The following is a 22,025-nucleotide window of genomic DNA, read 5'->3' as shown; positions in this document are numbered from 1 at the left end:
CCAGGCGAAGACGAGGATGCCATGCAGTTCTTCCATGAAATCGAGCCGGACATCTACATCGCCACCGGCAAGCTCGAGACCGAGCAGGACGGACAACGCTGGACGACCGAATATGATGCGCTGCTGGCGCGCGGCCGCCCGCTGATCGTGATCGTGAATGCGCAGGACCAGCCGCTTCCTGCCGCAGGCCGACCGATGGTGTTGTGGTTGAAGGCGCGCCGGGCGGAACTCGCGCGCCTCGTTCGCGTCACATTCTATGTCGCTGAAGATGAGGCTGAGCGTGCGGACATGGAACGGCTGTTGCCGGGCCGCTCCAAAGCGTCGCCGTATCCTATGGCGATTGCGGCCAGCGAGGCCGAGGCGTTGCAAAAGGCTCGAGCGCGGCTCTAGCGATAGCTGCGGAAGAACGCGCGCATGTCGTCGACCAGCATCTCGCCGTTCTCCATGGCCGGGAAGTGTCCGCCGCGCGCACTGACGTTCCGCCGGACCAGGTTGTAACTGCGTTTCATCCAGCTTTCCGGCGCAGGCGGGAAGAGATCGTTCGGAAACAGCAACACGCCGGTCGGCACCTGCACGAACTCGTTCGCTTTCAGCCCGCCGGACGTGCCCTCGACGATCGAGACATAGATCCAGTTGGCAGCGTTGATGCCGCCGACCCAGTACAGCATGATGTTGGTGAGGAGCTGATCGATATCGAACGGCGGCGGCGCGTCCTCGCCCGGATTGGTCCAGCCGTGGAATTTCTCCAGGATCCAGGCAGCGAGGCCGGCCGGCGAGTCGGTCAGGCCATAGGCGAGCGTCTGCGGCTTGGTGCCCTGGATCTGCTGATAGGCGGAAATGCCGGGACGGATCGCCTGCACCTTATCCAGCCAGGCTTTCTCCTCCGCGCTGAGCGGCGGTGCGTCGCCGCCGAGCGGAGGACGCAGGCCGAGCATGTTCAGGTGGATCGCCGCAAGGCTTTTCGGATGATCAAGAGCGAGCCATGAGGTGACAATCGAACCCCAATCGCCGCCCTGCGCGACATAGCGCTCGCAGCCAAGCACGTCGGTCATCAACGTGCTCCAGAGCGGGGCGATCGCGCGCGGTCCTATCGGCGCATCGGGCGGATCGGAGAAGCCATAGCCGGGCAGGCTCGGCGCGACCACGGTGAACGCATCGCGCACATCGCCGCCGAAGCGTTCGGGATGAGCGAGCCGCTCGATGATCATGAGGAATTCGACGAACGATCCCGGCCAGCCGTGGGTGATCAGAAGCGGTAGCGGATTGTCGCCGGAACCACGCTCGACGATGAAGTGGACTTTCTTGCCCGCGATTGGCGTCGTGTAATGCGAGAAGGCGTTGATGCGTGCCTCCCACTTGCGCCAGTCGTAGCGGTTGAGCCAGTGATCGACCACCTCGCGCATGTAGGCGAGCTTCGTGCCGTAGCGCCAAGGCTCCGCCTTCGGTTCGTTTGCGGGAAAGCGGGTGCGCGCGAGGCGGTCCTTCAGGTCGGTGAGGACGCTGTCGGGCACCTGCAGCGTGAAGGGCTCGATCGGACGGTCCTTGAATGATGCGCGCACCAGTGCCTCCCGGTTTTTCGGGCGAGCCTGGTGCACAAGCTCACCCTCGATCGGCGTCGCCGGATCAGGCCTTCTTCGCTTCGGATTTCTCCAGGTTCGGTGCGTTGCTGCCCGATACCGCGAAGCGATTGGTGCGCGTCACGGCCAGAGCCGCGGCAGCCCTCTCGTTCTCCATGATCTTCGCCATCACCGCCTGGCCCGCACGCTCGAATGACTCGCGGTTCTCGATCACATGCTTCTGCGAGCGGCGCAGGCCGTCGATATAGCCATTGATCTCCGGCACGACATAACGGGCGACCATGTCCCAGCTCCGGAACGTGTTCTCGATGTTGGCCCAGTCATGCGCAAAGCCGACGATCGTGCCGAGCCCGCCCGACATGTCGATCACGCCCTTGATCGTCTTGACGAGATCATCCGGTGTGCCGATCGTCGCGGCGGAGCCAGGACCTGAGGCTGTCTTGTCGAGCGCCTCGTCGATCGATTTGAACGGCTTGGCACCTGGCCGTTGCAGCGTGCCGACGATGTATTCGTTGTGATGGCGCATCAGCCCCTTGCCGGCCTCCTCACGCGCCTTCTCGCGCGTCTCGGCGATGTGCCAGCTCAGCACCACGCGCCAGTCCTTGCGGTTGACGGTCTTGCCGTATTTCTTGGCGGCGTCCTCGGCGAAGCTCCACTGCGTCGGCAGCGCGGTCAGCCCTTCGGTTGACATCGATCCGATCGAAATCACGCCGATGCCATGCTTGCCGGCCAGCGTCATGCCCGACGGCGAGATCTGCGAGGCCACCGCGAACGGCATCTCCTCCTGCAGCGGCAGGATCTGCAGCGCCGCATCGCGCAGCGTGAACCATTCGCTCTGTGCCGTGACGCGCTCGCCTGCAAGCAGGCGTTTGATGATGCCGATCGCCTCGTCCTGGCGATCGCGCTGGACCATCGGATCGATGCCGAGCGCGTGGGCGTCCGACGACAGCGCACCGGGACCGGAACCGAAGATGGCGCGGCCGCCCGTCATGTGATCGAGCTGCACCATGCGCTGAGCGACGTTGAACGGATGGTGATAGGGCAGCGAGACGACGCCGGTGCCGAGCTTGATGCGCTTGGTTCGCTCGCCGGCGGCGGCGAGAAACATCTCCGGCGAGGCGATCATCTCCCAGCCGGACGAGTGGTGCTCGCCGCACCAGAATTCGTCGAAGCCGAGCTTGTCGAGATGTTCCGCCAGATCGAGGTCGCGGCGGAACTGCAGCATCGGGTGTTCGCCGATGGGGTGATGCGGGGCCAGAAATGCACCAAAGCCGATGCGCGGCATGAAGTCTCTCCCGAAGAAATTTATGGTTATATCGTCGGGCGGCAGGTTACGTGGCCGGGGCGTTTTGCGCAACGTGCGGTGCGCCGTCACATGTCACCTATACGGAATGCTGTGTCGGCGGAGTCCATTGTCGCACAGCGAAACACGCCGCAGTTTTTGGAGGACCGATTGATGAGACTGGCCAAACCCCGCATCGATATTGGCTTTCCCACCAATGATGTGCAGCCGCTGCTGGCTTTCTGGCAAGGCCAGATCGGTCTGCCGTTCGATCACCTGCTGCCGATCCGCAAGGGCCAGAAGCAGCATCGCCACGACCTGCTCGGCTCGGTGCTGAAGATCAACGAACTGGTGGAGCCGATTCCGGATCGCCCGCGCTCCGGCTATCGCGAGTTGCTGATCGCGCGTGAGGGGTTGCCGTCCTCGCAGACCATGACGGACCCGGAGGGCAATCGCGTGACGCTCGTGCCAAAGGGCACTTTCGGCATCGCGCGGATCGGCATTCGTCTTGCTGTGCGTGATCTCGCCGCGCATCGGAGGTTCTACATCGAGGCGCTCGGATTGCCGGAAGGGCCGCGCGCGGGAGAGGCGGCAACCTTCCTCGCTGGCGACACGGTCTTGCTGGTCGAGCAGGCGGCGGACGCACCGTCGGACGCTGGGATGGAAGGCAAGGGCTGGCGCTACATCACGTTCCAGGTGTTCGAGGTCGATCGCGAGCACGCGCATGTCCTGCAGCACGGCGGACGGGAAGCGCGGGCGCCGGTAACGCTGGGCACTACGGCGCGCATTTCGATGGTGCGCGATCCCGACGGAAACTGGATCGAGCTGTCGCAGCGCGCCTCGATCACCGGTTCGCTCGCGGTCAAGACCTGAGCGCGGAGCGATAGCTTAGGCCACTCCGCAGGCCTACGGCGGCACAGCCGCGTCGGTGGCGGTCAGCGCAAATCGATACCCGGCAAGCCGGTCACAAGCCGCACCCGCTGCAGCAGGTCCGGAATGTTGCTGATACTCGCGGGGCGCACCCAGATGACATCGTAACCGATCCGCCATTGTATGCCGTTGCGCAGCTGCAAGCCTGCGATCAGCATCCGGCCGCTGCCGATGAAGCCTTCGCGGGCGCTGAGTTCGGTGACCTCTTCGAACGGCACCGGCCCGTGCCGCCGTGAGAAAAGTCCGGTCTTGGTCAGGACAATCTTGCGGGCGATGAGGTCGAAGTCGGTGCGGCAGTCGGCTTCAAGCAGTGTTGTGACGGCGTTGAATCCGGCCAATGCCGCGCCCGCGATGAACAAGGCGACCAGCGCCAGCGCGCTGGTGTTCGGCATGACGACCAGAACGCGGACCGCGAGGTAGAGCAGCAATGCGCCGAGCGCCGCCATGCCGAAGCCGTACAGCGTGCCCGAGAGGCGCTGCCAGTCGGTGCGTTCAAAGATCAACGTCAGTGTGCGGTCAGTCTGCTGTAAAATCACGGCGCCTCCCCGATACGGTGCCGTGCATGAGTATCGGCAGCTTGGCCCGCCGTTCAAGGTAGCTTAGCCCGGCGGCTTTCGGATCGAGCAAAGGCCGCCAGGCTGCCAGCTTGAAAGGTTCAGCTCAGCTTGAAGCCCAGCGCGATCAGCGCAGCACGAATCCGGTCGCGGCCGTTGATCGACTTGGCGTCGCGCCAGCGCGATTTCATCGCCTTGGTCCAGCCGACTTCGGTGAGGTTTTCGCGGCGCTGGAAGGCGGCGAGCGTGGTGTCGTAGCTGTCGAGGGCTTCCTGCGGCAGACTCTGGTCATAGTGCTCGCGATGCAGGACCACCCGTTGCGGCAGTCGCGGCTTCACATTGTAGGGCCGTGCCGGATCGGGGTAGCCGACACACATGCCGAACACGGCGACCGCGCTCGGCGGCAGCTTGAGGATGCGCGCGACCTCCTCCGGATTGTTGCGCAGCGCGCCGATATAGACCATGCCGAGGCCGAAGGACTCCAGCGCGACGGTGGCATTCTGCGCAGCCAAGGCTGCATCGATCACCGAGACGACGAAGCTTTCCAGGAATGCCGTCGCGTCTGTCGGGTAGTCGTGGCGGCGGCCCATCGCCTCGGTGCGCGAAAGGTCGGCGATCCAGACCAGCAGCAGCGGGCATTCCTCGATGTGCTTCTGATTGCCGGCGATCTTCGCAAGCGCCGCCTTGGTCTCCGGATTCTGCACCGCGATCACGGTCCAGGCCTGCACGTTCGAGGACGACGAAGCCGATTGCGCGGCGGCGATCAAGGCTTCCAGCGTGCCGTTCGGTAGTGGATCGCGCAGGAAGCCGCGCACCGAGCGATGGCTCAGCAAGAGCTCGATGGTTTCGTTCCAGGCGAGCGGCACGTTCGATTCGGCTTCGCCATAGCGCGCGGCGATTGCCGATGTGATGTCGCAGCTCACCGGCGTTGCCGTCTGCGGCGTCTTGAGGGTCTCGTTCATGGTTTTCAGCCCTTGTTGTTGTTGCGTTCCGGCCTGCGGCAATCGATGGGATGCGTATCGATGATCCGCTAGGCGCCGGCGATGAACGGGTTGCTCAGCCGCTCCTGGCCGATGCTCGATCCCGGTCCGTGACCGCAGATGAAGCCGACGTCGTCGCCGAGCGGCAGCAGCTTGGTGGCGATGGAGTTGATGAGGGTGGCGTGATCGCCGCCCGGCAGGTCGGTGCGGCCGACCGATCCGTTAAACAGCACGTCGCCGACGTGGGCGAAGCGCATTTCCTGGTTGAAGAACACGACGCTGCCGGGCGAGTGGCCCGGACAATGCAGAATATCGAAGGTCAGATTGCCAATCGTGACCTGATCGCCCTCGTCGAGCCAGCGATCGGGAGTGACGTTGCGCATGCCGGTGAAGCCGAAGCGCTTCGCGCTCTCCTCGACGTTGTCGAGCTGGTACTTGTCAGCGAGATGCGGCCCCTCGATAGGCACGCCGCCAAGCCGCTCCTTCAGTTCGGCGGCGCCGCCGGCATGATCGAGATGGCCGTGCGTCAGCCAGATTTTTTCGACCGTCACGCCGGTCTTGGCGATCGCGTCCATGATTCTGTCGACGTCGCCGCCGGGATCGATGACCACGCCGCGGTTGGTCGCATCGCACCAGATCAAGGTGCAATTCTGCTCGAAAGCGGTGACGGGAATGATCGCGGCCCGTGCCTTGGGGGAGGATGTTGTCTGATCTGCCATGGCCCCACATTGCCGATTTTTTCGCCGGGGAAAAGAGCAATTGGCGGGCAATCGCGCGCTGCGGCCTGGTGCGCGGACATCTCGAAGTTTCAAGCGTCGGTGATGGCCCGGCAAGCGGAACAGCTCACCGGGAGAGATGAATTTTTCGCAGCGTTGACCGTCAGCGCTTGATTTGTGCTTTCAGGGTTGCCTCGACGGCCTGATCGAACGAATTCGCAGGTTTTTGCACCGTCCTGCGCTTCTCGGCGACGAACGCATCGCGCTGGGCCACGAGCCGGCTGAGCCTTTCGTTGAGCGATGTGCGTTCGGTCATCTGCGCATCGAGTTTCGCCTGGCGTTCCGTCGGCGAGAGCTTGCGGAAGTCGTCGGGCAGATCGTTTTCGGCAATGGCATCGAGCGTCTTGCGGCCCGACCGGACATCGCTGACGAGGTCGCCGTCGCCGGTGACGGCGTTGCCGGACTGGCGCGCCTGCTTGTTGATGAAGCTCGCCATGTCGGAGGCGGATGCCGGCGCCGCGGCTGCGACCGTGGCCACTTGCCGGGCCTTGTTCTCGGCTTTGCGCTGCATCGGCGCCGGTCCGTAAGGGATCACGGTGCGGCCGATTTTTTCCTGTAGGATGATGATCTCCTCGTCATAGGGCGTCTCGATCACCACCACATCGCCGCCATCCTGCGGGATCGGAATGAAGCGGCCGCCGCCGATCTGCGCCACCTCGCGCCAGACCCGCTCGGTGTCGCGCGCACCGCCGGCAAGCACGGCGTTGACGAGGATGTCCCTCTGCTTCGCGACTTTCAGCGTCTGCGGATATTTCGTGTCCTGGGCGTAGTCCATGTGCGGGGGTGCATCGCCCACCAGGAAAATGATGCGGCGAACGTCGTCGCCGCTGCTCCAGGCGAGCTTGTTGACCGCCACGTCCAGCGCTTCATTGACGCTTTCCGCCCAGTCGCCGCCGCCCTTTGCGCGCAGCTCCAGCAGGTTGGCATACAGATCCTGGATGTCGGTGGTGAGTTCGAAGGTCTGGGTCACGTAATCGTCGCCGATATCGCGATAGGCGACGAGGCCCATGCGGATCGTCGCATCGGGACTGGTGTCGAGGATCGCGGTGGCGATCGACCAGATCTTGCGTTTGGCGCCCTCGATCAGCGGCCCCATCGAGCCGGTGGTGTCGAGCACGAAGGCAACTTCAACCGTCGGCCGGGCTTCCGCCCTGGTGATGATGGCCGTCGACGACATCAGTGCAGCCGCGAGCATCAGGGCTCGCCAATTTCGGCGCGTCATTCTCCCCTCCAGATGGCGCGCCCCCAGCGCAGCGAGGTTCCCCCGGCATCACGACCGCGTGAGGCCGAAATTGCGGCAAGGACGGAACAAATTTGCGGCTTCGCCCGCGCGCGGCCGCCTGGGGCACCGAATGCCGCCGCGGTCGCCTACACTCCCGCGCGCGCAGGCGATGAGTTAAGGTTGATCCATGACCTTGTCGTTGATTCCCAGGATCGAGAGCGCTCCCGTCGACGGGCGCCAATCGGAGACCGCGCTTGCGATCGCGCGCGGCACCTCGCGCTTGTTGCGCGCGCTCGGCTTTTCGACATTGACGGAGCTGCCGTTGCCGTCGGGCCGGCGCGCGGACATCGTCGCGCTGAACGAGCGTGGCGACATCTGGATCGTGGAGATCAAATCATCGCTGGCGGATCTGCGCGCCGACAGCAAGTGGGAGGACTATCGGTTGCACTGCGACCGGCTGTTCTTCGCCTTCACCCGCGATCTGCCGTGCGACATCTTTCCGCAGGGAACGGGGCTGATCGTCGCCGACGCCTATGGTGCCCACATGCATTGCGAGGCGCCGGAGCATCGTCTGCCGGCGGCGACTCGCAAGGCGGTCTTGTTGCGCTTTGCCTCGGCCGCCGCTGCGCGTCTCGGGCGGCTGGCCGATCCTGACGGTTTTCTGGATCTCTGAACGGTCAGCGCGGGGCGCGCTTCGCCAGAATCCGCTGCAGCGTGCGGCGGTGCATGTTCAGCCGGCGCGCGGTCTCGGACACATTCCTGTTGCACATCTCGTAAATGCGCTGGATGTGCTCCCAGCGAACGCGATCGGCCGACATCGGATTCTGCGGCGGCTCGATCTTGGCGGAGCCGGTGGCGAGCAGGGCGTTGACGATGTCATCCGCATCCGCAGGTTTCGCCAGATAATCGACGGCACCGAGCTTCACGGCGGTCACCGCGGTCGCGATGTTGCCGTAGCCGGTGAGCACGATAGTCCGCGCGTCGGGACGCTGCGCTTTCAGCGCCTGCACGACGTCAAGCCCGTTGCCGTCGCCGAGCCGCAGGTCAATCACCGCAAACGCCGGAGCGGAGCGCTGAATTTGCGTCAGCCCGTCGGCCACGGAATCGCTGGTACGAACGATAAAGCCGCGGGCTTCCATCGCACGCGCAAGGCGTTCGAGAAACGCCTTGTCGTCCTCGACGATCAACAGGCTTCGGTCCGGCATGGCGAGCACGGCGGGAGAGGCGGCAACGGCAGGGGTGTCCAGGCTGGTCAAGGGGCAAACGCTCCGGTGTTGTCTGTCGTCAATGTGCAACATATGGCGTGTTGGCGCGGCGATGCCAAGGTGTGAAACGCGCGTATCGCTCAAAGCTGCGCGAGCTCCTTCACAAAAATCGTCAGGTTCTTGTAAGGGTTCCAGGTGTCGCGGCGCCGGCGAATCTATCCAAACGTTAATCTTGCGGAGCAAGCGTCGTTTCGCTGCCTTCGAACGCGTCGCGCGGCCAGACGATATGGACGATCGCGCCATGCGCGGGGAAGATGCGATTGCGAAACGAGACCTTGGCTCCGCTGCGTTCGAGCAGGGTGCGAGCGATGAAGATGCCAAGACCGAGGCCGCCGGAGCCGCTTTCGGCGGGCCGACGCGAGAGGTAGGGCTCGCCGATCTTGCGCAGCATGTCCGGCGCGATGCCGGGGCCGTCGTCGGCGATGACGATCTCGACCTGCCGCGTGTCCCACCACCCATCCACCTCGACCGTCTCGCGCGCAAAGTCGACGGCGTTCTCCAGAATGTTGCCGATGCCGTAAAGCACTGCGGGATTGCGGACGGCCACCGGCTCGTCCGTGTCCGCGGCGAGGCGGATCTTGATGGCGATGCCAAAGTCCCGGTGCGGGGCAACGGCCTCCTCCACCAGCGCCGACAGGCGCATGTGGTCGAAGGGCGCACCCGCGGGCGAGAGCTGGGTCAGCTTGGCGAGGATGTCGCGGCAGCGTTGGGTTTGCTCGCGCAGGGTCCGGATATCGGCCGCGATCGGCGTCGCTGGGTCGAGCGTCTTCTCCAGTTCGCGGACGATCAGCGTGATGGTCGACAACGGTGTGCCGAGTTCGTGGGCGGCCGCGGCGGCGAGCCCGTCGATCTGGGTGAGGTGCTGCTCGCGCGCGAGCACGAGCTCGGCCGCCGCCAGCGCGTCCGACAGCTTGCGAGCCTGCTCGGCGGCCTGAAACGCATAAAGACTTGTCACGCCGATGGCGATGATCGTCGAAAGCCAGGTCGCGACGCGATAGGTGAGCGGCAGGATCGGCGGGTCCTCCGCCGTCCATGGCAATGGCAGATACCAGAATGCCAGGATGGTTGCGGTGGCTGCGGCGAACGCAGCCAGCGAAAGCGTCAGCCGGGGCGGCAGCGAGGTGGCGGCGATCAGGGTCGGCGCCAGCACCAGGATCGAAAACGGATTCTCGATGCCGCCGGTCAGAAACAGAAGCGCCGCCAACTCGGCAATCATCAGTGCGAGCAGCGAGGCCGCGTGCTTCGGCTCCAGCCGCAACATCGGATTGAATGCGATCTGCAGGCCGACATTGACCGCCACTGAGAATGCGATCACCGAGAGGCATCCGAGCAGCGGCACGTCGAATTCCAGGCCCTGCTCGACCACGAAGATGGTGGCGAGTTGCCCCAGAACCGCAAGCCATCGCAGTCGGAGAATCGTGTCGAGACGGATGTAGGGGCGCGGTTCGCGGATATCGGTGGCCAGCGTATCGGACATGGCGGCAATTCTAGCGGCAGTGCCCAGCCTCCACAAATCGCCGCTGCGCTGCAGAATGTCGCTGCATTGCCGGTTGCGTGGCGCGCACCTATAAGCAGGGAATGTTCGACCCAACGGCAAAAGCGCCGATGCCGGCGATCCAGGCTGAGCACCTGGTCAAGGTCTACAAGAAAGCCCGGGCCGTTGACGATATCTCGTTCGATATCGCGAAAGGCTCGGTGACGGCGTTATTGGGCGGCAACGGCGCCGGCAAGACCACCACGATCGGCATGATCATGGGGCTCGTCAGCCCGACCGCGGGAGCGATCCGCGTGCTCGGCCACCCGATGCCGCAGGAGAGTGCCGCGGTGCTCGGCCGCATGAATTTCGAAAGTCCGTATGTCGATATGCCGATGCGGCTCACCGTGCGGCAGAACCTCACCGTCTTCGGCAAGCTGTACGCAGTGGCGAACTTGCGGGCGCGGATCGCGCAGCTTGCCGCCGATCTCGACCTGACCGACTTCATGGAACGGCCGAGCGGCAACCTCTCTGCGGGGCAGAAGACGCGGGTCTCGCTTGCCAAGGCGCTGATCAACGATCCCGAATTGCTGCTGCTCGATGAGCCGACGGCGTCGCTCGATCCGGATGCCGCCGACTGGATCCGGGGACATCTGGAGCGTTACCGCAAGAGTCGCGGCGCGACGATCCTGCTAGCATCGCATAACATGCTGGAGGTCGAGCGCTTGTGCGACCGGGTGATCATTCTCAAGCGCGGCCGCATCGAGGACGACGACACGCCCTCCGGCATTCGCGCGCGCTATAACCGCGCGACGCTCGAGGAGGTGTTTCTCGATGTGGCGCGCGGTCGGGCGCAGGGGCAGTCATGAGTGTTGTGCTGGAGCAACCGTCGCCGGTTCGGCGCGGCATCGGCTGGCATCGGATCGGCGCGATGCTGCTGCGGCATTGGTATCTGCTGACGTCGAGCTGGCCGCGCCTGCTGGAGCTGGTCTATTGGCCGGCGCTGACGCTGATTTCCTGGGGTTTCCTGCAAAACTATGTCAGCGGCAACGCCAGCTTCTTCGCGAAAGCCGGCGGCACGTTCATCGGCGCGATCATCCTGTGGGACATCCTGTTTCGCGGTCAGCTCGGATTCTCGATCTCGTTTCTCGAGGAGATGTGGTCGCGCAATCTCGGCAACCTGATGATGTCGCCGCTGACACCGTTCGAGTTCCTGCTGTCGCTGATGATCATGAGCATCATCCGGCTCGCTGTCGGCGTGGTGCCGATGGCGGCGATGGCCTCGGCGTTCTTCGATTTCAACCTGTTCGGTCTCGGCCTCGCGCTGGTGGCGTTCTTCTGCAACCTGATCTTCACGAGCTGGGCCGTCGGCATCATCGTGTCGGGCCTCGTGGTGCGCAACGGCATGGGTGCGGAAAGCCTCGCCTGGACGCTGGTCTTCATCCTGCTGCCGTTGGCCTGCGTCTACTATCCGGTCTCGGTGCTTCCGGTCTGGTTGCAATGGGTGGCTTGGCTGCTGCCACCGACTTATGTGTTCGAAGGGATGCGGGCGCTGATGATCGACAAGGTGTTCCGCACCGACCTGATGATCGAGGCGCTCGCCATCAATGCGGTGCTGTTCGCGGCCGCCATCGTCGCGTTCGTTGCGCTGCTGAACAGCGCCCGCAAGCATGGCAAGCTGATCCAGTCCGGCGAATGAACAGCCCTTATTAACGCATCGCAGCTCTGCGCGTGACTGCCGAAACTTTCGGCTAACCACGCCAAATAAAACGCCGCCCGTCATTGACGGGCCTGCAAGCTGTCTTCATTATGCTGCGCTGCAAAAGGGGATAATTAGGACGGAACAATGCCAATTGGTGAATTTGGCGGCGCGCCTCCCGAGGCGACCGAAGCCGCACCGGTGCTGACGACGCCGCTCTACTGGATGTACGAGATGGGCCAGGCCTCGCTCAATCCGCTGCGCGCGATGTCGGATGCGACCAAGCTCTTGTTCCAGAATCCGCTGAATCCGCTCGCGCATACCGATGTCGGCAAATCGATCGCGGCGAGTTGCGAACTGTTCGAGCGCACCACGCGCCGTTACGGCAAGCCCGAATGGGGCATCAAGGATGTCGAGGTTGCCGGCATGCGCGTGCCGGTGACGATCCAGACGATCTGGGAGCGTCCGTTCTGTAAGCTCTTGCATTTCGAGCGGATGGTCGCGCGCCCGCCGCGGACGCCACAGCCGCGCGTGCTGCTGGTGGCGCCGATGTCCGGCCACTATGCGACACTGCTGCGCGGCACGGTGGAAGCCTTCCTGCCGAACCACGAGGTCTACATCACCGATTGGGCCGACGCGCGCATGGTGCCGCTATCTGCCGGTCGCTTCGATCTCGACGATTACATCGACTACGTGATCGAGATGCTGCAATTCCTCGGCGACAACGTGCATGTGGTCGCGGTGTGCCAGCCGTCGGTGCCGGTGCTCGCCGCCGCGGCGCTGATGGAAACGTCGCGCGATCCGCATGTGCCGCTGTCGATGACGCTGATGGGGGGGCCGATCGATACCCGCCGCAACCCGACGGCCGTGAACAATCTCGCACAGGAGCGCGGCATCGATTGGTTCCGCAACACGGTCATTACCCGCGTGCCGTTCCCGCATCCGGGTTTCATGCGCGATGTCTATCCGGGTTTCCTGCAGCTGAACGGCTTCGTCAGCATGAATCTCGATCGCCATATCGACGCGCACAAGAACCTGTTCCGGCATCTGGTCGAAGGTGACGGCGATTCGGCGCAGAAGCATCGCGAATTCTACGACGAATATCTCGCGGTGATGGACCTGACCGCCGAATACTATCTGCAGACGGTCGATACCGTGTTCGTCAAGCATGCGCTGCCGAAGGGTGAGATGACCCATCGTGGTAAGCCGATCGATCTCTCCCAGATCGTGCGGATCGCGCTGATGACGGTGGAAGGCGAGAAGGACGATATCTCCGGTCTCGGCCAGACCGAAGCCGCTCACGCGCTTTGCTCGTCGCTCAGCGCCGACAAGAAGGTGCACTACGTACAGAAGGGCGTCGGTCACTACGGCGTGTTCAACGGCTCGCGCTTCCGCTCCGAGATCGTGCCGCGAATTTCCGATTTCATGCAGAACGCCGCGCAAGGGCGGAAGCTGCATGTCGTCAGCCGGCGGCCGAATGCGCGTTCCGCCGTCGATTGACCCCTGAGGCGTCGGGCGGGACGTCTGTCACGTCTCGCCTGCACCGAATCGCTGTCTGCGCTATAGTCGCAGCATGTCGTCCGATGCACGTCATGGATTGAGCTGGCTGCCGTTCCTGCGGCGGCCGGATGCGCTACGCAAGCGCGTTCGCGCGGTCGAGCCGCGCACTCCCGCACCGCAGGCGATTGCGGTCGAGCAGGACGGCGTGATCTATCCGGTCAAGGTGAAGCGCGTCCGGCAAGCCCGCCGGTACACCCTGCGCATCCACGCAACCCAGCGCGAGGCGATCCTGTCGATGCCGCTCCGCGGCAGCCTCGCCGATGCGAAGGTGTTCGCACAGAGGCACGGCGCCTGGCTCGCGGAGCGGCTGAAGCGGCTGCCTGACGGTACGCCGTTCGCGGATGGCGCCGTGGTGCCGCTGCGCGGCGAACCGCATCGCATCATCCATCGTCCGCAGATGCGCGGCACGGTCTGGGTCGAGACGGCTGCGGACGGCACGTTCCTGTTGTGCGTCGCCGGCGATGCTGCGCACATGGCGCGGCGAGTAAGGGACTATCTGAAGCGCGAGGCGCGCCGCGATCTCGCCGCCGCGGCGCGGCTTCATGCGGAAGCGCTGGGCGTCAAGATCCTGCGTCTCGGCGTGCGTGATCAATCGAGCCGCTGGGGCTCGTGCAATTCGGACGGGGCGCTGTCGTTCTCGTGGCGGTTGATCCTGGCGCCGCCGTTCGTGCTGGATTATCTCGCCGCCCATGAGGTCGCGCACCTGGTCGAGATGAACCATTCGCATCGGTTCTGGCGCGTTGTCGCCGGCATCTGTCCAGAGATGGAGCGCGCCAAGGCCTGGCTTACTCAGCATGGCAACGACCTGCACCGCTATGGAGCGAGTGAGTAGGGATGGCCTGGCACGGTTTCTAAGCGTGTCTCAAGCGCGTGGGAGTTCGCCGGAAACGGCGTGCGCGACGAATCTGCATCGTGCGCAAATCGAGGGGACGTCTGGCTTGCGGAGCCGGATGTTTTTAGGGGCGGCCGAGCAGCCGGTCCATCAGCCAGCCGTCGATGCCGAGTTCGGCGACCGGGCGCTGCGAGCCTTGCGTCGATGCGGTGCGGGCGCCGCCATTGCCTGAGGCCATCGGCGGCGGGGGCGACATCGGCACCGCGGTTTGGACAGGTAGCTGCTGTTGCTGTGACGGCGGTGGCGCGGCCGGAGCTGCTGTGAACCAGCCGCCGCCGGTGTTGCTCGCCGGCAGCGCAGCGACCGGCACGCCTTGATGGGCGGCGCGCATGAAGCGGGTCCAGACCTCCACCGGCAGGCCGCCGCCGGTCGCTTTCTTGGTCGGCGAGTTGTCGTCGTTGCCGAGCCAGACGCCGGTTACGAGGTTGGCGGTGTAGCCGATGAACCAGGCGTCGCGGAAATCCTGCGATGTGCCGGTCTTGCCTGCTGCCTGCCAGCCCGGAATTTCGCCCTTGCGGGCGGTGCCGGACAGCAGGGTTTCCTGCATCATCGCGTTCATCATGCCGACCGCGCGCGTATCGACCACCTGGCCGAACAACTCGGCAGGACGCTTATAGAGCGTTTTACCCTCGGCGGTGCGAATCCGCTCCACCACATGCGGCGTTGCGCTGAGGCCGCCATTGGCGAACGGCGCGTAAGCGCCGACCAGTTCGAGCAGCGTCACCTCGGAGGTGCCGAGCGCAAGCGATGCGTTTGGCTCGAGCTTCGAGGCGACGCCCAGCCGATGTGCGGTGCGTACAACGTTTTTCGCGCCGACTTCGAGGCCGAGGCGCACCGCCACCGTGTTGAGCGACATCGCCAACGCCTGGGTCAGCGTCACCGGGCCGAAATATTCCTTGGTGTAGTTTTCCGGTGTCCAGCCCTTGACGTTGATCGGCGCATCCTGCCGCAGCGTGTCCGGCGTCAATCCGTTCTCGATCGCAGTCAGGTACACGAACGGCTTAAAGGCGGAGCCCGGCTGGCGTTTGGCCGTGACCGCACGGTTGAACTGGCTGTCGGCGTAGTTGCGGCCGCCCACCAGTGCGCGCACCGCGCCGCGCGGCGTCATCGCCACCAGCGCGCCCTGGGTGACTTTGAACTTCACGCTCTTGGCAGCGAGTTCATCGATGATCGCAGCCTCGGCGACGCTCTGCAGTTTCGGATCGATCGACGTCTCGACCACGATGTTCTGCTCGACCTGTCCGACCAGGTCATCGAGCACGTCGACGATCCAGTCGGCGACGTAGTTGATGGTGCCGGCTCCGGCCGGTTTCATCGCATAGGCGGGATTGGCGATGGTTGCTTTCGCCTGCGCCTCGGTGATGAAACCTGCCTCCGCCATCGCGCGCAGTACGGTGCGGGCGCGGCGCTCGGCGCCTTCGGGATTGCGGTTCGGGGCCAGCCGCGACGGCGATTTGACGAGGCCGGCGAGCATCGCCGATTCCGCTAGTGTCACGGCGCGCGCTGATTTGCCGAAGTACTTCTGCGCCGCCGCTTCGACGCCGTAGGCGCCCGAGCCGAAATAGACGCGGTTGAGGTAGAGCTCGAGGATTTCCGCCTTGGAGTATTTATGCTCCAGCCACAGGGCGAGTTCCGCCTCCTGCAGCTTGCGCATCATCGTGCGCTCCTGCGTGAGGAACAGGTTCTTGGCGAGCTGCTGCGTCAGCGTCGAACCGCCTTGCGAGACGCCACGATGCATCACGTTCGCGGCCACCGCGCGGGCGATGCCCATCGGGTCGATGCCCATATGTGAGTAGAAGCGACGGTCTTCGATGGCGATGAACGCCTTCGGCAGATGGGCAGGCAGGTCCTTCAGTGCGATGTTGGTGCCGGCCATCTCGCCGCGTGTCGCGAGAATGGTGCCGTCCATGCCGGCGATCTGAATCGTCGGCGGTCGTTTCGGCACCTCCAGCGATTGGATCGGCGGCAGGTGCGCACCCACCCAGACGATCACGCCGACGATCGCGATCGCGACCCAGAGGCCGAGCACCGCAGTCCAATAGATCATATTGCCGAACAGGCCACGACCACTGCGCGAACGCTTCTTCTTGTGGGTTGCGCTGGGCTTTGGTTTCGGCTTTCCGCTGCTGGCGCTCTTGCGCTTGCTCACCGGCACCTCGTCGTCGCTGGGTGCAGCCGCCACGCGGTCCTCGCGCGTGAGGCGGAGATCCGACAGCGAGCCGGTGACGCCAAATCGCGGTTCCTGCCGCGGCGCTTTGTTTCGCCGTCCCCAGACCATACGCAAACGAACCCAGACCCGTGCACCATCTCCCGCACGCTAGCCGCCGGGGTTTAAAGGCGCGTAAAGCAGAGGTTAACGGCGGCTTAGGCCTTTTTGGAGGCGATCGTCCATCATCTTGATGGCGCGAGATTTTCTGAGCGGCGGTGGCGGCGTACGGCGGTCCTGTCTTAAGCTTCATGGTAAAATGGAGGACCAGCGCATGAGCGGTTACATCGATCCGACGAAGGAGACCTTTGCCAAATTCCGAACCAGCGATCGTCCGGGACCGATCCATATGCTCAATCTGGTCCGGCTGCGCACCAAAGCGAACTATCCGGACGGACGCGACGCCACGGGTGCGGAAGCTTATGCCGCGTATGGCCGCGAGAGCGGGCCGGTCTTCATGCGGGTCGGCGGCAGCATCGTCTGGCAGGGCCGGTTCGAACTGATGCTGACCGGACCTGCGGACGAATCCTGGGATCACTGCTTCATTGCGCAGTACCCGAGCGTTGCGGCTTTCGTGGAGATGATCCGCGATCCAATCTATCGCGAGGCGGTCAAGCACCGGCAGGCGGCGGTCGCGGATTCGCGGCTGGTGCGCCTCGCGCCGCTTCCGGTCGGCAAGACGTTTGGCGAGATTCCCGGTTGAACCCTTGCGGCCCCGCCATTGGCTCCGATGGGCGAGCCCGGAGCAGGCTCCGGGCTCGTGTCATCGTCGCGGCAGGCGTTCGGAGAGCGATCGCGGTCAGCTCCCGCCCGCGCCGATGATCGGCCCGAAGCCTTCCCAGCGCTCGCCGTTGAAGCGCATCATCTGCAGTTGCTTGTTGACGCGATAGTCCGTGGGTGAGGTGTTCACGGTGATGCCCGGCAGCAGCAGATCGAGCTGGACGTTTTGAAGGCTGGTGGCCTGCTTCATCAGGTTCTCACGGGTCAGATCGTCGCCACACATCTTCAGCGTGTGCACCAGCAGTTCGCTGGTCATGTAGCCATAGGCGTTGAAGTTCGAGGTCCGGTCGCCTTCCGGATAGTACTTCTCCATGAAGGCCATGAACCTCTTCATGCCGGCATCGTCCTTCCAGGTCGGATCGAGCGGGTCCTTGATATAATTGACGCTGATCACGCCTTTCGAATTCTCGCCGCCCGCCGGCAGCATCACCGCGCCGACCGATGTGGCGTTGATGTCGAGAATATGCACGGCCTTCCAGTTCAGCTCGGCCGCCTTCTTGATCGCTTGGGCTGCAAACTTCGGCGTCGACATGTCGTAGAGCAGATCGGCGCCGAGCGCTTTCAGGCGGATGATCTGCGGATCGACGGTCGGGTCGGTGGTCTCGTACGAGGCCTCGCCGACGATCATCGACGCGGCCTTGTCGCCGAGCGCTTCCTTCAAGCCGGCGACGTAATCCTTACCGAGATCGTCGTTCTGATAGAGGATGCCGATCTTCGCGTTCGGATGGTTGGCCAGAATATACTGGCCGTAGATGTGGCCCTCGGTCTGGTAACTCGGGTTGAAACCCATGGTCCAGCGGGCGTTCTTCGGGTCCGTGAAGCGCGCCGCACCGGTGCCGGCGAACAGCTGCGGCACGCCCTTCTGGTTCAGGTAGCGTTGCACGGCGGCGTTAGAGGGCGTTCCAACGAGCTGGAAGGTGGAGAGCACCTCGTCGCTCTCGACCAGCTTGCGCACCTGCTCCACCGTCTTCGGCGGGCTGTAGGCGTCGTCGTACTGGATCAGGTTGATCTTGCGGCCGTTCACGCCGCCCTGGTCGTTGATCATCCGCATGTAGGCGGCCTGCACCTTGGCGATGGTGGCGTAGGCGGAGGCCGGGCCCGAGAATGGCGCGGTCTGGCCGATCTTGATCTCGGTGTCGCTCGCACCGCTGTCATATTTCTTTTGCGCGTAAGCGGCCGGGCCGCCGAGCGCAATTGCAAGCGCTGATGTCAATGCCAGGTGAAGCAGGCGAGCCTTCATGCGGACGTCTCCCGTTGATCTGTTGCATTGTTCTTGTTGTTGGGGCGGATGGCATGGCGCGCATCGCTGACCCATGCCGCCGATATTGAGCGTGTGGTTGCGGCGGCGCAAGGCCCCTCGAGGCCGCGCACGGGAACGTGCAAGCCCGGTGAGGTCCGGTCGGCGAGGCGAGCGTTAGCGCGCGATCCAGAGCAGCGCGAGCGCGACGATGGCCGGTAGTGCCTGGACGAAGAAGATTCGCTTGCTGACCGAATAGGCGCCGTAGACGCCGGCGATGATAATGCAGCCGAGAAAGAAGGTTTTGATGTGCAGGGCGGAGAGCGGCCACTGATAGGCCAGCGCCCAGATCAACCCGGCTGCGAGAAAGCCGTTATAGAGCCCCTGATTGGCGGCGAGCACGGCGGTCGCTTCGGCCCGCTCGGGCGTGTTGCGAAAGGTCTTCAGGCCAATCGGCCTGGTCCAGAGGATCATCTCCAGCACCAGGAAATAGATGTGCAGCAACGCAACAAGCAGCACCAACAGGTCCGCGACCAACGCCATTCTTGCTTCCCCCGCCGTCTCAGGTGACCGTCTCAGGACGCGCCCATGGCGTCAAGCCGCCGGCCGTCCCGCCTCGCCACCCTCGGTGAGGAGGTGCACCAGCGCTCGCTTGATCGCCGCCTGGCGTGTCGGCGCGGTGATCTGCGCGCCGAGCAGATCGGTGACATAGAACACGTCGCGTGCCCGCTCGCCGAAGGTCGCCACATGCGCCGAGGCGATGTTCAGGTTGAGCTTCGAGATCGCGGTGGTGAGTTGATATAGCAGGCCGGGGCGGTCGAGGCCCGACACCTCGATCACCGTGTAGCGCTCCGACCACTGGTTGTTGATCGTGACGTCCGGTTCGACGGTGAAGGGCTTGGTCCGGGTGCGGGTGTTGGCGCGCCGTGCCAACACTTCCGGCAGCCGCACGCGGCCTTCCAGTGCCTGCTCGATGGTTTCGCCGATGCGGGTGGCGCGGCGGCCCTCGTCCTCGTCGCGATCGTACTCGCGCGAGATCGAAATGGTGTCGAGAGCGAGCCCGTCGGTGGTGGTGTAGATCTGCGCGTCGACGATGTTGGCGCCGGCCGATGCACAGGCCCCGGCGACGATCGACAGCAGCCAGGGATGATCGGGGGCGAGGATCGTCAGCTCGGTGACACCGCGCGCCTCGTCATAACCGACATTCACCGCCAGCTTGTGGCCGGCTTCCTCGCTGGCGCGGATGAAGCGGGCATGGCGAATCTTCTGGGCCAGGTCGACCTTGAGCCAGTATGCGGGATAGTGGCGGGCGACATAGGCGTTGACCTCGGCCTCCGGCCACTCCTTGAACGCTTCGCGAAATTCGGTCTGGGCGACGGCGATCCGCTGCGAGCGGTTAACCTCGGAGAAGCCGCCGGTCAGCACCGGCTCGGTCTCGTAGTAGAGCGTGCGCAACAGCTGCGCCTTCCACCCATTCCAGACGCCGGGACCGACGCCGCGGATGTCGGCGGTGGTCAGGATGGTCAAGAGCTTCAACTGCTCGAGCGACTGCACCACGGCGGAGAAGTTTTCAATGGTGCGGCGGTCCGACAGGTCGCGCGACTGCGCTACCGTGGACATCGTCAGATGCTCCTCGATCAGCCAGGCCACCAGCTCGGTGTCGGCCGGGCTCAGACCGAGTCGCGGGCAGAGCCGCCGCGCCACCTTGGCGCCAGCAGTCGAGTGATCCTCGGGGCGGCCCTTGGCGATGTCGTGCAGGAAGGTGGCGACGTAGAGCGCGACGCGATGCTCCGGCTGCATCTTGCGCATCAGGTCGCTCGCCAGCGCGAACTCCTCGTTGCCGCCGCGCTCGATGTCCTGAAGGATGCCGATGCAGCGCAGCAGGTGCTCGTCGACCGTGTAGTGGTGATACATGTTGAACTGCATCATCGAGACGATGCGGCCGAAGGTGCGGATGAACTTGCCGAGCACGCCGGTTTCGTTCATCCGCCGCAGCACGATCTCGGCGTCGTTCGAGGTCAGGATCTCGATGAACAGCGCATTGGCTTCCTTGTTCTCGCGCAGGTCCTGATCGATCAGGCTGAGCGAGCGCTTTGCGGCGCGCATGGCGTCGGGGTGGAAAGCCAGATTGTTCTTCTGCGCCAGGCGGAAGATGCGGATCAGGTTGACCGGATCCTGCTGGAAGACATCCGGCGCGGCGAGATTGATGCGGTTGTAGTCGACGACGAAATCGTCGCTATCGCGCAGCCGCCGCTTCGGCGAGGGGCGCAGCTTCGCCATCATCCGGCTCAACACCGGCGCGGGCTTGGCCTGCTGATCCTCCAGTTTGGCGCACAGGATCGCGGTCAGGTCGCCGACGTCCTTTGCCATCAGGAAGTAGTGTTTCATGAAGCGCTCGACGTCGCGCATCCCCGGATGCGAGGTGTAGCCAAGGCGCAGCGCGATCTCGCGCTGGATATCGAACGACAGCCGCTCCTCCGCGCGCTTGGCATGGAAGTGCATGTTGCACCGGACCGACCAGAGGAAGTCCTCACAGCGGCGGAACGTGCGGTACTCCTGCGCATCGAACACGCCGCGATCGACCAGTTCGCTGGTGTCGCGGACGCGGTAAACATATTTCGAGATCCAGAACAGCGTATGCAGGTCGCGCAGGCCGCCCTTGCCATCCTTCACGTTCGGCTCGACCAGATAGCGGGACTGGCCGGCGCGGCGGTGCCGTTCCTCGCGCTCGGCGAGCTTGGCGGCGACGAATTCGGCCGCCGTGCCTTGCACCACCTGCTTGTCGAAGCGGGTCACCAGCTCGTCGTAGAGCTGCTGATCGCCGACCAGAAAGCGGGTCTCGAGGACGGCCGTGCGGATCGTCATGTCGGCGCGGGCCTGACGGATCGATTCGTCGATTGAGCGGGTGGCGTGGCCGACCTTCAGGCCCATGTCCCAGAGGCAGTAGAGGATCGCCTCGGCCACGGATTCGCCCCACGCGGTCTGCTTGTAGGGGAGCAGGAACAGCAGATCGATATCGGACTCCGGCGCCATCAGGCCGCGGCCGTAGCCGCCGGTGGCGATGATCGCCATCCGCTCGGAATCCGACGGCAGCAGGCTCTTATAGAGGTGCTTGGTCGCCGCGTCGTAGAGCAGGCCGATGATGCTGTCGTGGAGGAAGCAGAGCCGCTCGGCGCAGCGCCGGCCGTGCCGGTCCTTCAGCAGTTGTTCCTGAGCGGCCGCACGGCCATTGGCCAGCTCGGCCTTGAGCAATTGGGTGATGGCCGTGCGAAAGTCGTCGTCGCGGCCTGCGTGTGTCTCCGCGAGCGCGTCGATGTCGGCACCGATCCGCACCGGGTCGAAGCCGTCGTCGCCCGCAGGTGCATTTTTTGTCGCGGCCATGTCCATCCGTATCGGATATCGGACACGCCGCGCGGTGTCATTAGGCTTTCTTGGCGAGGCCATGGCTCGATCGCAAAATTGAGGCGCGCGGTCCTGCTCGGCGCCGATTCTCGCAAGTTTTGCGGGCGGGTGTGTTGGCCGTGTGGCGGCAGGCCGCGTGCTCGCTATGGGAAGTTGGCTAAGGAATTGAAAGAGCTTGGTTATTCCTAG

Annotated in this window: 20 protein-coding genes; 8 read left to right on the top strand and 12 right to left on the bottom strand. The window is 64.4% G+C overall.

Annotated elements, in window-relative coordinates:
* The first annotated feature begins 21 nt into the window (after positions 1 to 21).
* Entirely contained in the window at positions 22 to 390 is a 369-nt protein-coding gene (locus tag X566_RS07380) for a hypothetical protein (protein WP_034464860.1), read from the top strand.
* Here X566_RS07380 and X566_RS07375 read toward each other — a convergent pair.
* Together X566_RS07375 and X566_RS07370 are read right to left on the bottom strand one after the other, a co-directional pair.
* A complete protein-coding gene (locus tag X566_RS07375; RefSeq protein WP_160170453.1) occupies positions 387 to 1,559 on the bottom strand; it encodes an epoxide hydrolase family protein in 1,173 nt (390 codons plus the stop codon). The genes X566_RS07380 and X566_RS07375 overlap by 4 nt on opposite strands.
* A gap of 64 nt (positions 1,560 to 1,623) precedes the next feature.
* Entirely contained in the window at positions 1,624 to 2,802 is a 1,179-nt protein-coding gene (locus tag X566_RS07370; protein WP_244434697.1) for an LLM class flavin-dependent oxidoreductase, read from the bottom strand.
* Between X566_RS07370 and X566_RS07365 the strand changes: the two genes are divergently transcribed.
* On the top strand, positions 2,719 to 3,732 hold the full coding sequence (locus X566_RS07365; protein ID WP_244434696.1) for a VOC family protein: 1,014 nt from the start codon (positions 2,719 to 2,721) through the stop codon (positions 3,730 to 3,732). The genes X566_RS07370 and X566_RS07365 overlap by 84 nt on opposite strands.
* Before the next feature lie 62 nt (positions 3,733 to 3,794).
* Here the strand turns inward: X566_RS07365 and X566_RS07360 are convergent, their stop codons facing one another.
* From X566_RS07360 to X566_RS07345, 4 genes are all read right to left on the bottom strand, one after another.
* Positions 3,795 to 4,325 (bottom strand): hypothetical protein, encoded by a 531-nt coding sequence (locus X566_RS07360; protein WP_152539817.1) that lies wholly within the window; start codon positions 4,323 to 4,325, stop codon positions 3,795 to 3,797.
* Positions 4,326 to 4,444: 119 nt separating this feature from the next.
* The gene (locus tag X566_RS07355) at positions 4,445 to 5,305 is read right to left on the bottom strand and encodes an NADPH-dependent oxidoreductase (protein ID WP_051443934.1); all 861 of its coding nucleotides are present in this window, start codon (positions 5,303 to 5,305) and stop codon (positions 4,445 to 4,447) included.
* 68 nt (positions 5,306 to 5,373) lie between these two features.
* Entirely contained in the window at positions 5,374 to 6,042 is a 669-nt protein-coding gene (locus X566_RS07350; protein WP_034464850.1) for an MBL fold metallo-hydrolase, read from the bottom strand.
* A gap of 160 nt (positions 6,043 to 6,202) precedes the next feature.
* Positions 6,203 to 7,321, bottom strand: a complete 1,119-nt coding sequence (locus X566_RS07345) for a VWA domain-containing protein (RefSeq protein WP_034464848.1) — start codon at positions 7,319 to 7,321, stop codon at positions 6,203 to 6,205.
* Between the two features lie 187 nt (positions 7,322 to 7,508).
* On the opposite strand from X566_RS07345, the gene X566_RS07340 reads away from it, so the two are divergent.
* Positions 7,509 to 7,994 (top strand): MmcB family DNA repair protein, encoded by a 486-nt coding sequence (locus tag X566_RS07340; protein ID WP_034464846.1) that lies wholly within the window; start codon positions 7,509 to 7,511, stop codon positions 7,992 to 7,994.
* 4 nt (positions 7,995 to 7,998) lie between these two features.
* Here the strand turns inward: X566_RS07340 and X566_RS07335 are convergent, their stop codons facing one another.
* Together X566_RS07335 and X566_RS07330 are read right to left on the bottom strand one after the other, a co-directional pair.
* On the bottom strand, positions 7,999 to 8,526 hold the full coding sequence (locus X566_RS07335) for an ActR/PrrA/RegA family redox response regulator transcription factor (RefSeq protein ID WP_034468166.1): 528 nt from the start codon (positions 8,524 to 8,526) through the stop codon (positions 7,999 to 8,001).
* Positions 8,527 to 8,752: 226 nt separating this feature from the next.
* Positions 8,753 to 10,063 carry an ActS/PrrB/RegB family redox-sensitive histidine kinase gene (locus X566_RS07330; protein ID WP_034464844.1) on the bottom strand — a complete coding sequence of 437 codons (1,311 nt, stop codon included), beginning with the start codon at positions 10,061 to 10,063 and terminating at the stop codon, positions 8,753 to 8,755.
* Positions 10,064 to 10,164: 101 nt separating this feature from the next.
* Here X566_RS07330 and X566_RS07325 point away from each other — a divergent pair, with 101 nt between their 5' ends.
* The 4 genes from X566_RS07325 to X566_RS07310 all read left to right on the top strand — a co-directional run bounded on the left by X566_RS07325 (position 10,165) and on the right by X566_RS07310 (position 14,151).
* Positions 10,165 to 10,929: an ABC transporter ATP-binding protein gene (locus X566_RS07325; RefSeq protein WP_034464841.1), complete on the top strand. Its 765-nt coding sequence runs from the start codon at positions 10,165 to 10,167 to the stop codon at positions 10,927 to 10,929.
* Entirely contained in the window at positions 10,926 to 11,759 is an 834-nt protein-coding gene (locus X566_RS07320; protein ID WP_051443933.1) for an ABC transporter permease, read from the top strand. The genes X566_RS07325 and X566_RS07320 overlap by 4 nt, the downstream gene beginning before the upstream one ends.
* 147 nt (positions 11,760 to 11,906) lie before the next feature.
* Positions 11,907 to 13,259: a polyhydroxyalkanoate depolymerase gene (locus tag X566_RS07315; protein ID WP_034464838.1), complete on the top strand. Its 1,353-nt coding sequence runs from the start codon at positions 11,907 to 11,909 to the stop codon at positions 13,257 to 13,259.
* 73 nt (positions 13,260 to 13,332) lie between these two features.
* On the top strand, positions 13,333 to 14,151 hold the full coding sequence (locus tag X566_RS07310) for a M48 family metallopeptidase (protein ID WP_081740093.1): 819 nt from the start codon (positions 13,333 to 13,335) through the stop codon (positions 14,149 to 14,151).
* A gap of 124 nt (positions 14,152 to 14,275) precedes the next feature.
* Here X566_RS07310 and X566_RS07305 read toward each other — a convergent pair whose 3' ends face one another.
* Entirely contained in the window at positions 14,276 to 16,489 is a 2,214-nt protein-coding gene (locus X566_RS07305; RefSeq protein ID WP_034464836.1) for a transglycosylase domain-containing protein, read from the bottom strand.
* Positions 16,490 to 16,691: 202 nt separating this feature from the next.
* Between X566_RS07305 and X566_RS07300 the strand changes: the two genes are divergently transcribed.
* Positions 16,692 to 17,120 (top strand): DUF1330 domain-containing protein, encoded by a 429-nt coding sequence (locus tag X566_RS07300; protein WP_034468163.1) that lies wholly within the window; start codon positions 16,692 to 16,694, stop codon positions 17,118 to 17,120.
* 96 nt (positions 17,121 to 17,216) lie between these two features.
* On the opposite strand, the gene X566_RS07295 is transcribed toward X566_RS07300, so the two are convergent.
* The 3 genes from X566_RS07295 to X566_RS07285 all read right to left on the bottom strand — a co-directional run bounded on the left by X566_RS07295 (position 17,217) and on the right by X566_RS07285 (position 21,821).
* Positions 17,217 to 18,437 (bottom strand): ABC transporter substrate-binding protein, encoded by a 1,221-nt coding sequence (locus X566_RS07295; RefSeq protein ID WP_034464835.1) that lies wholly within the window; start codon positions 18,435 to 18,437, stop codon positions 17,217 to 17,219.
* A 174-nt stretch (positions 18,438 to 18,611) separates the two neighbouring features.
* Complete coding sequence (locus X566_RS07290) at positions 18,612 to 18,977, bottom strand: DUF1304 domain-containing protein (RefSeq protein ID WP_034464832.1); 366 nt, start codon at positions 18,975 to 18,977, stop codon at positions 18,612 to 18,614.
* 51 nt (positions 18,978 to 19,028) lie between these two features.
* Positions 19,029 to 21,821, bottom strand: a complete 2,793-nt coding sequence (locus X566_RS07285) for a [protein-PII] uridylyltransferase (protein ID WP_034464831.1) — start codon at positions 21,819 to 21,821, stop codon at positions 19,029 to 19,031.
* Between the last annotated feature and the right edge of the window lie 204 nt (positions 21,822 to 22,025).

Source organism: Afipia sp. P52-10, from assembly GCF_000516555.1.
In the GTDB taxonomy this organism is placed as follows: Bacteria; Pseudomonadota; Alphaproteobacteria; order Rhizobiales; family Xanthobacteraceae; genus P52-10.
Note: the sequence above shows the minus strand (reverse complement) of the source record. Positions and strands in the feature narration are given on the sequence as shown.

Coding starts and splice junctions, on each gene's coding strand:
- X566_RS07380 (WP_034464860.1), top strand. CDS start 22: ATGCAGTTCTTCCATGAAATCGAGCCGGACATCTACATCGCCACCGGC.
- X566_RS07370 (WP_244434697.1), bottom strand. CDS start 2,802: ATGCTGCAGTTCCGCCGCGACCTCGATCTGGCGGAACATCTCGACAAG.
- X566_RS07355 (WP_051443934.1), bottom strand. CDS start 5,305: ATGAACGAGACCCTCAAGACGCCGCAGACGGCAACGCCGGTGAGCTGC.
- X566_RS07350 (WP_034464850.1), bottom strand. CDS start 6,042: ATGGCAGATCAGACAACATCCTCCCCCAAGGCACGGGCCGCGATCATT.
- X566_RS07345 (WP_034464848.1), bottom strand. CDS start 7,321: ATGACGCGCCGAAATTGGCGAGCCCTGATGCTCGCGGCTGCACTGATG.
- X566_RS07340 (WP_034464846.1), top strand. CDS start 7,509: ATGACCTTGTCGTTGATTCCCAGGATCGAGAGCGCTCCCGTCGACGGG.
- X566_RS07335 (WP_034468166.1), bottom strand. CDS start 8,526: ATGCCGGACCGAAGCCTGTTGATCGTCGAGGACGACAAGGCGTTTCTC.
- X566_RS07330 (WP_034464844.1), bottom strand. CDS start 10,063: ATGTCCGATACGCTGGCCACCGATATCCGCGAACCGCGCCCCTACATC.
- X566_RS07325 (WP_034464841.1), top strand. CDS start 10,165: ATGTTCGACCCAACGGCAAAAGCGCCGATGCCGGCGATCCAGGCTGAG.
- X566_RS07320 (WP_051443933.1), top strand. CDS start 10,926: ATGAGTGTTGTGCTGGAGCAACCGTCGCCGGTTCGGCGCGGCATCGGC.
- X566_RS07315 (WP_034464838.1), top strand. CDS start 11,907: ATGCCAATTGGTGAATTTGGCGGCGCGCCTCCCGAGGCGACCGAAGCC.
- X566_RS07310 (WP_081740093.1), top strand. CDS start 13,333: ATGTCGTCCGATGCACGTCATGGATTGAGCTGGCTGCCGTTCCTGCGG.
- X566_RS07305 (WP_034464836.1), bottom strand. CDS start 16,489: ATGGTCTGGGGACGGCGAAACAAAGCGCCGCGGCAGGAACCGCGATTT.
- X566_RS07300 (WP_034468163.1), top strand. CDS start 16,692: ATGAGCGGTTACATCGATCCGACGAAGGAGACCTTTGCCAAATTCCGA.
- X566_RS07295 (WP_034464835.1), bottom strand. CDS start 18,437: ATGAAGGCTCGCCTGCTTCACCTGGCATTGACATCAGCGCTTGCAATT.
- X566_RS07290 (WP_034464832.1), bottom strand. CDS start 18,977: ATGGCGTTGGTCGCGGACCTGTTGGTGCTGCTTGTTGCGTTGCTGCAC.
- X566_RS07285 (WP_034464831.1), bottom strand. CDS start 21,821: ATGGACATGGCCGCGACAAAAAATGCACCTGCGGGCGACGACGGCTTC.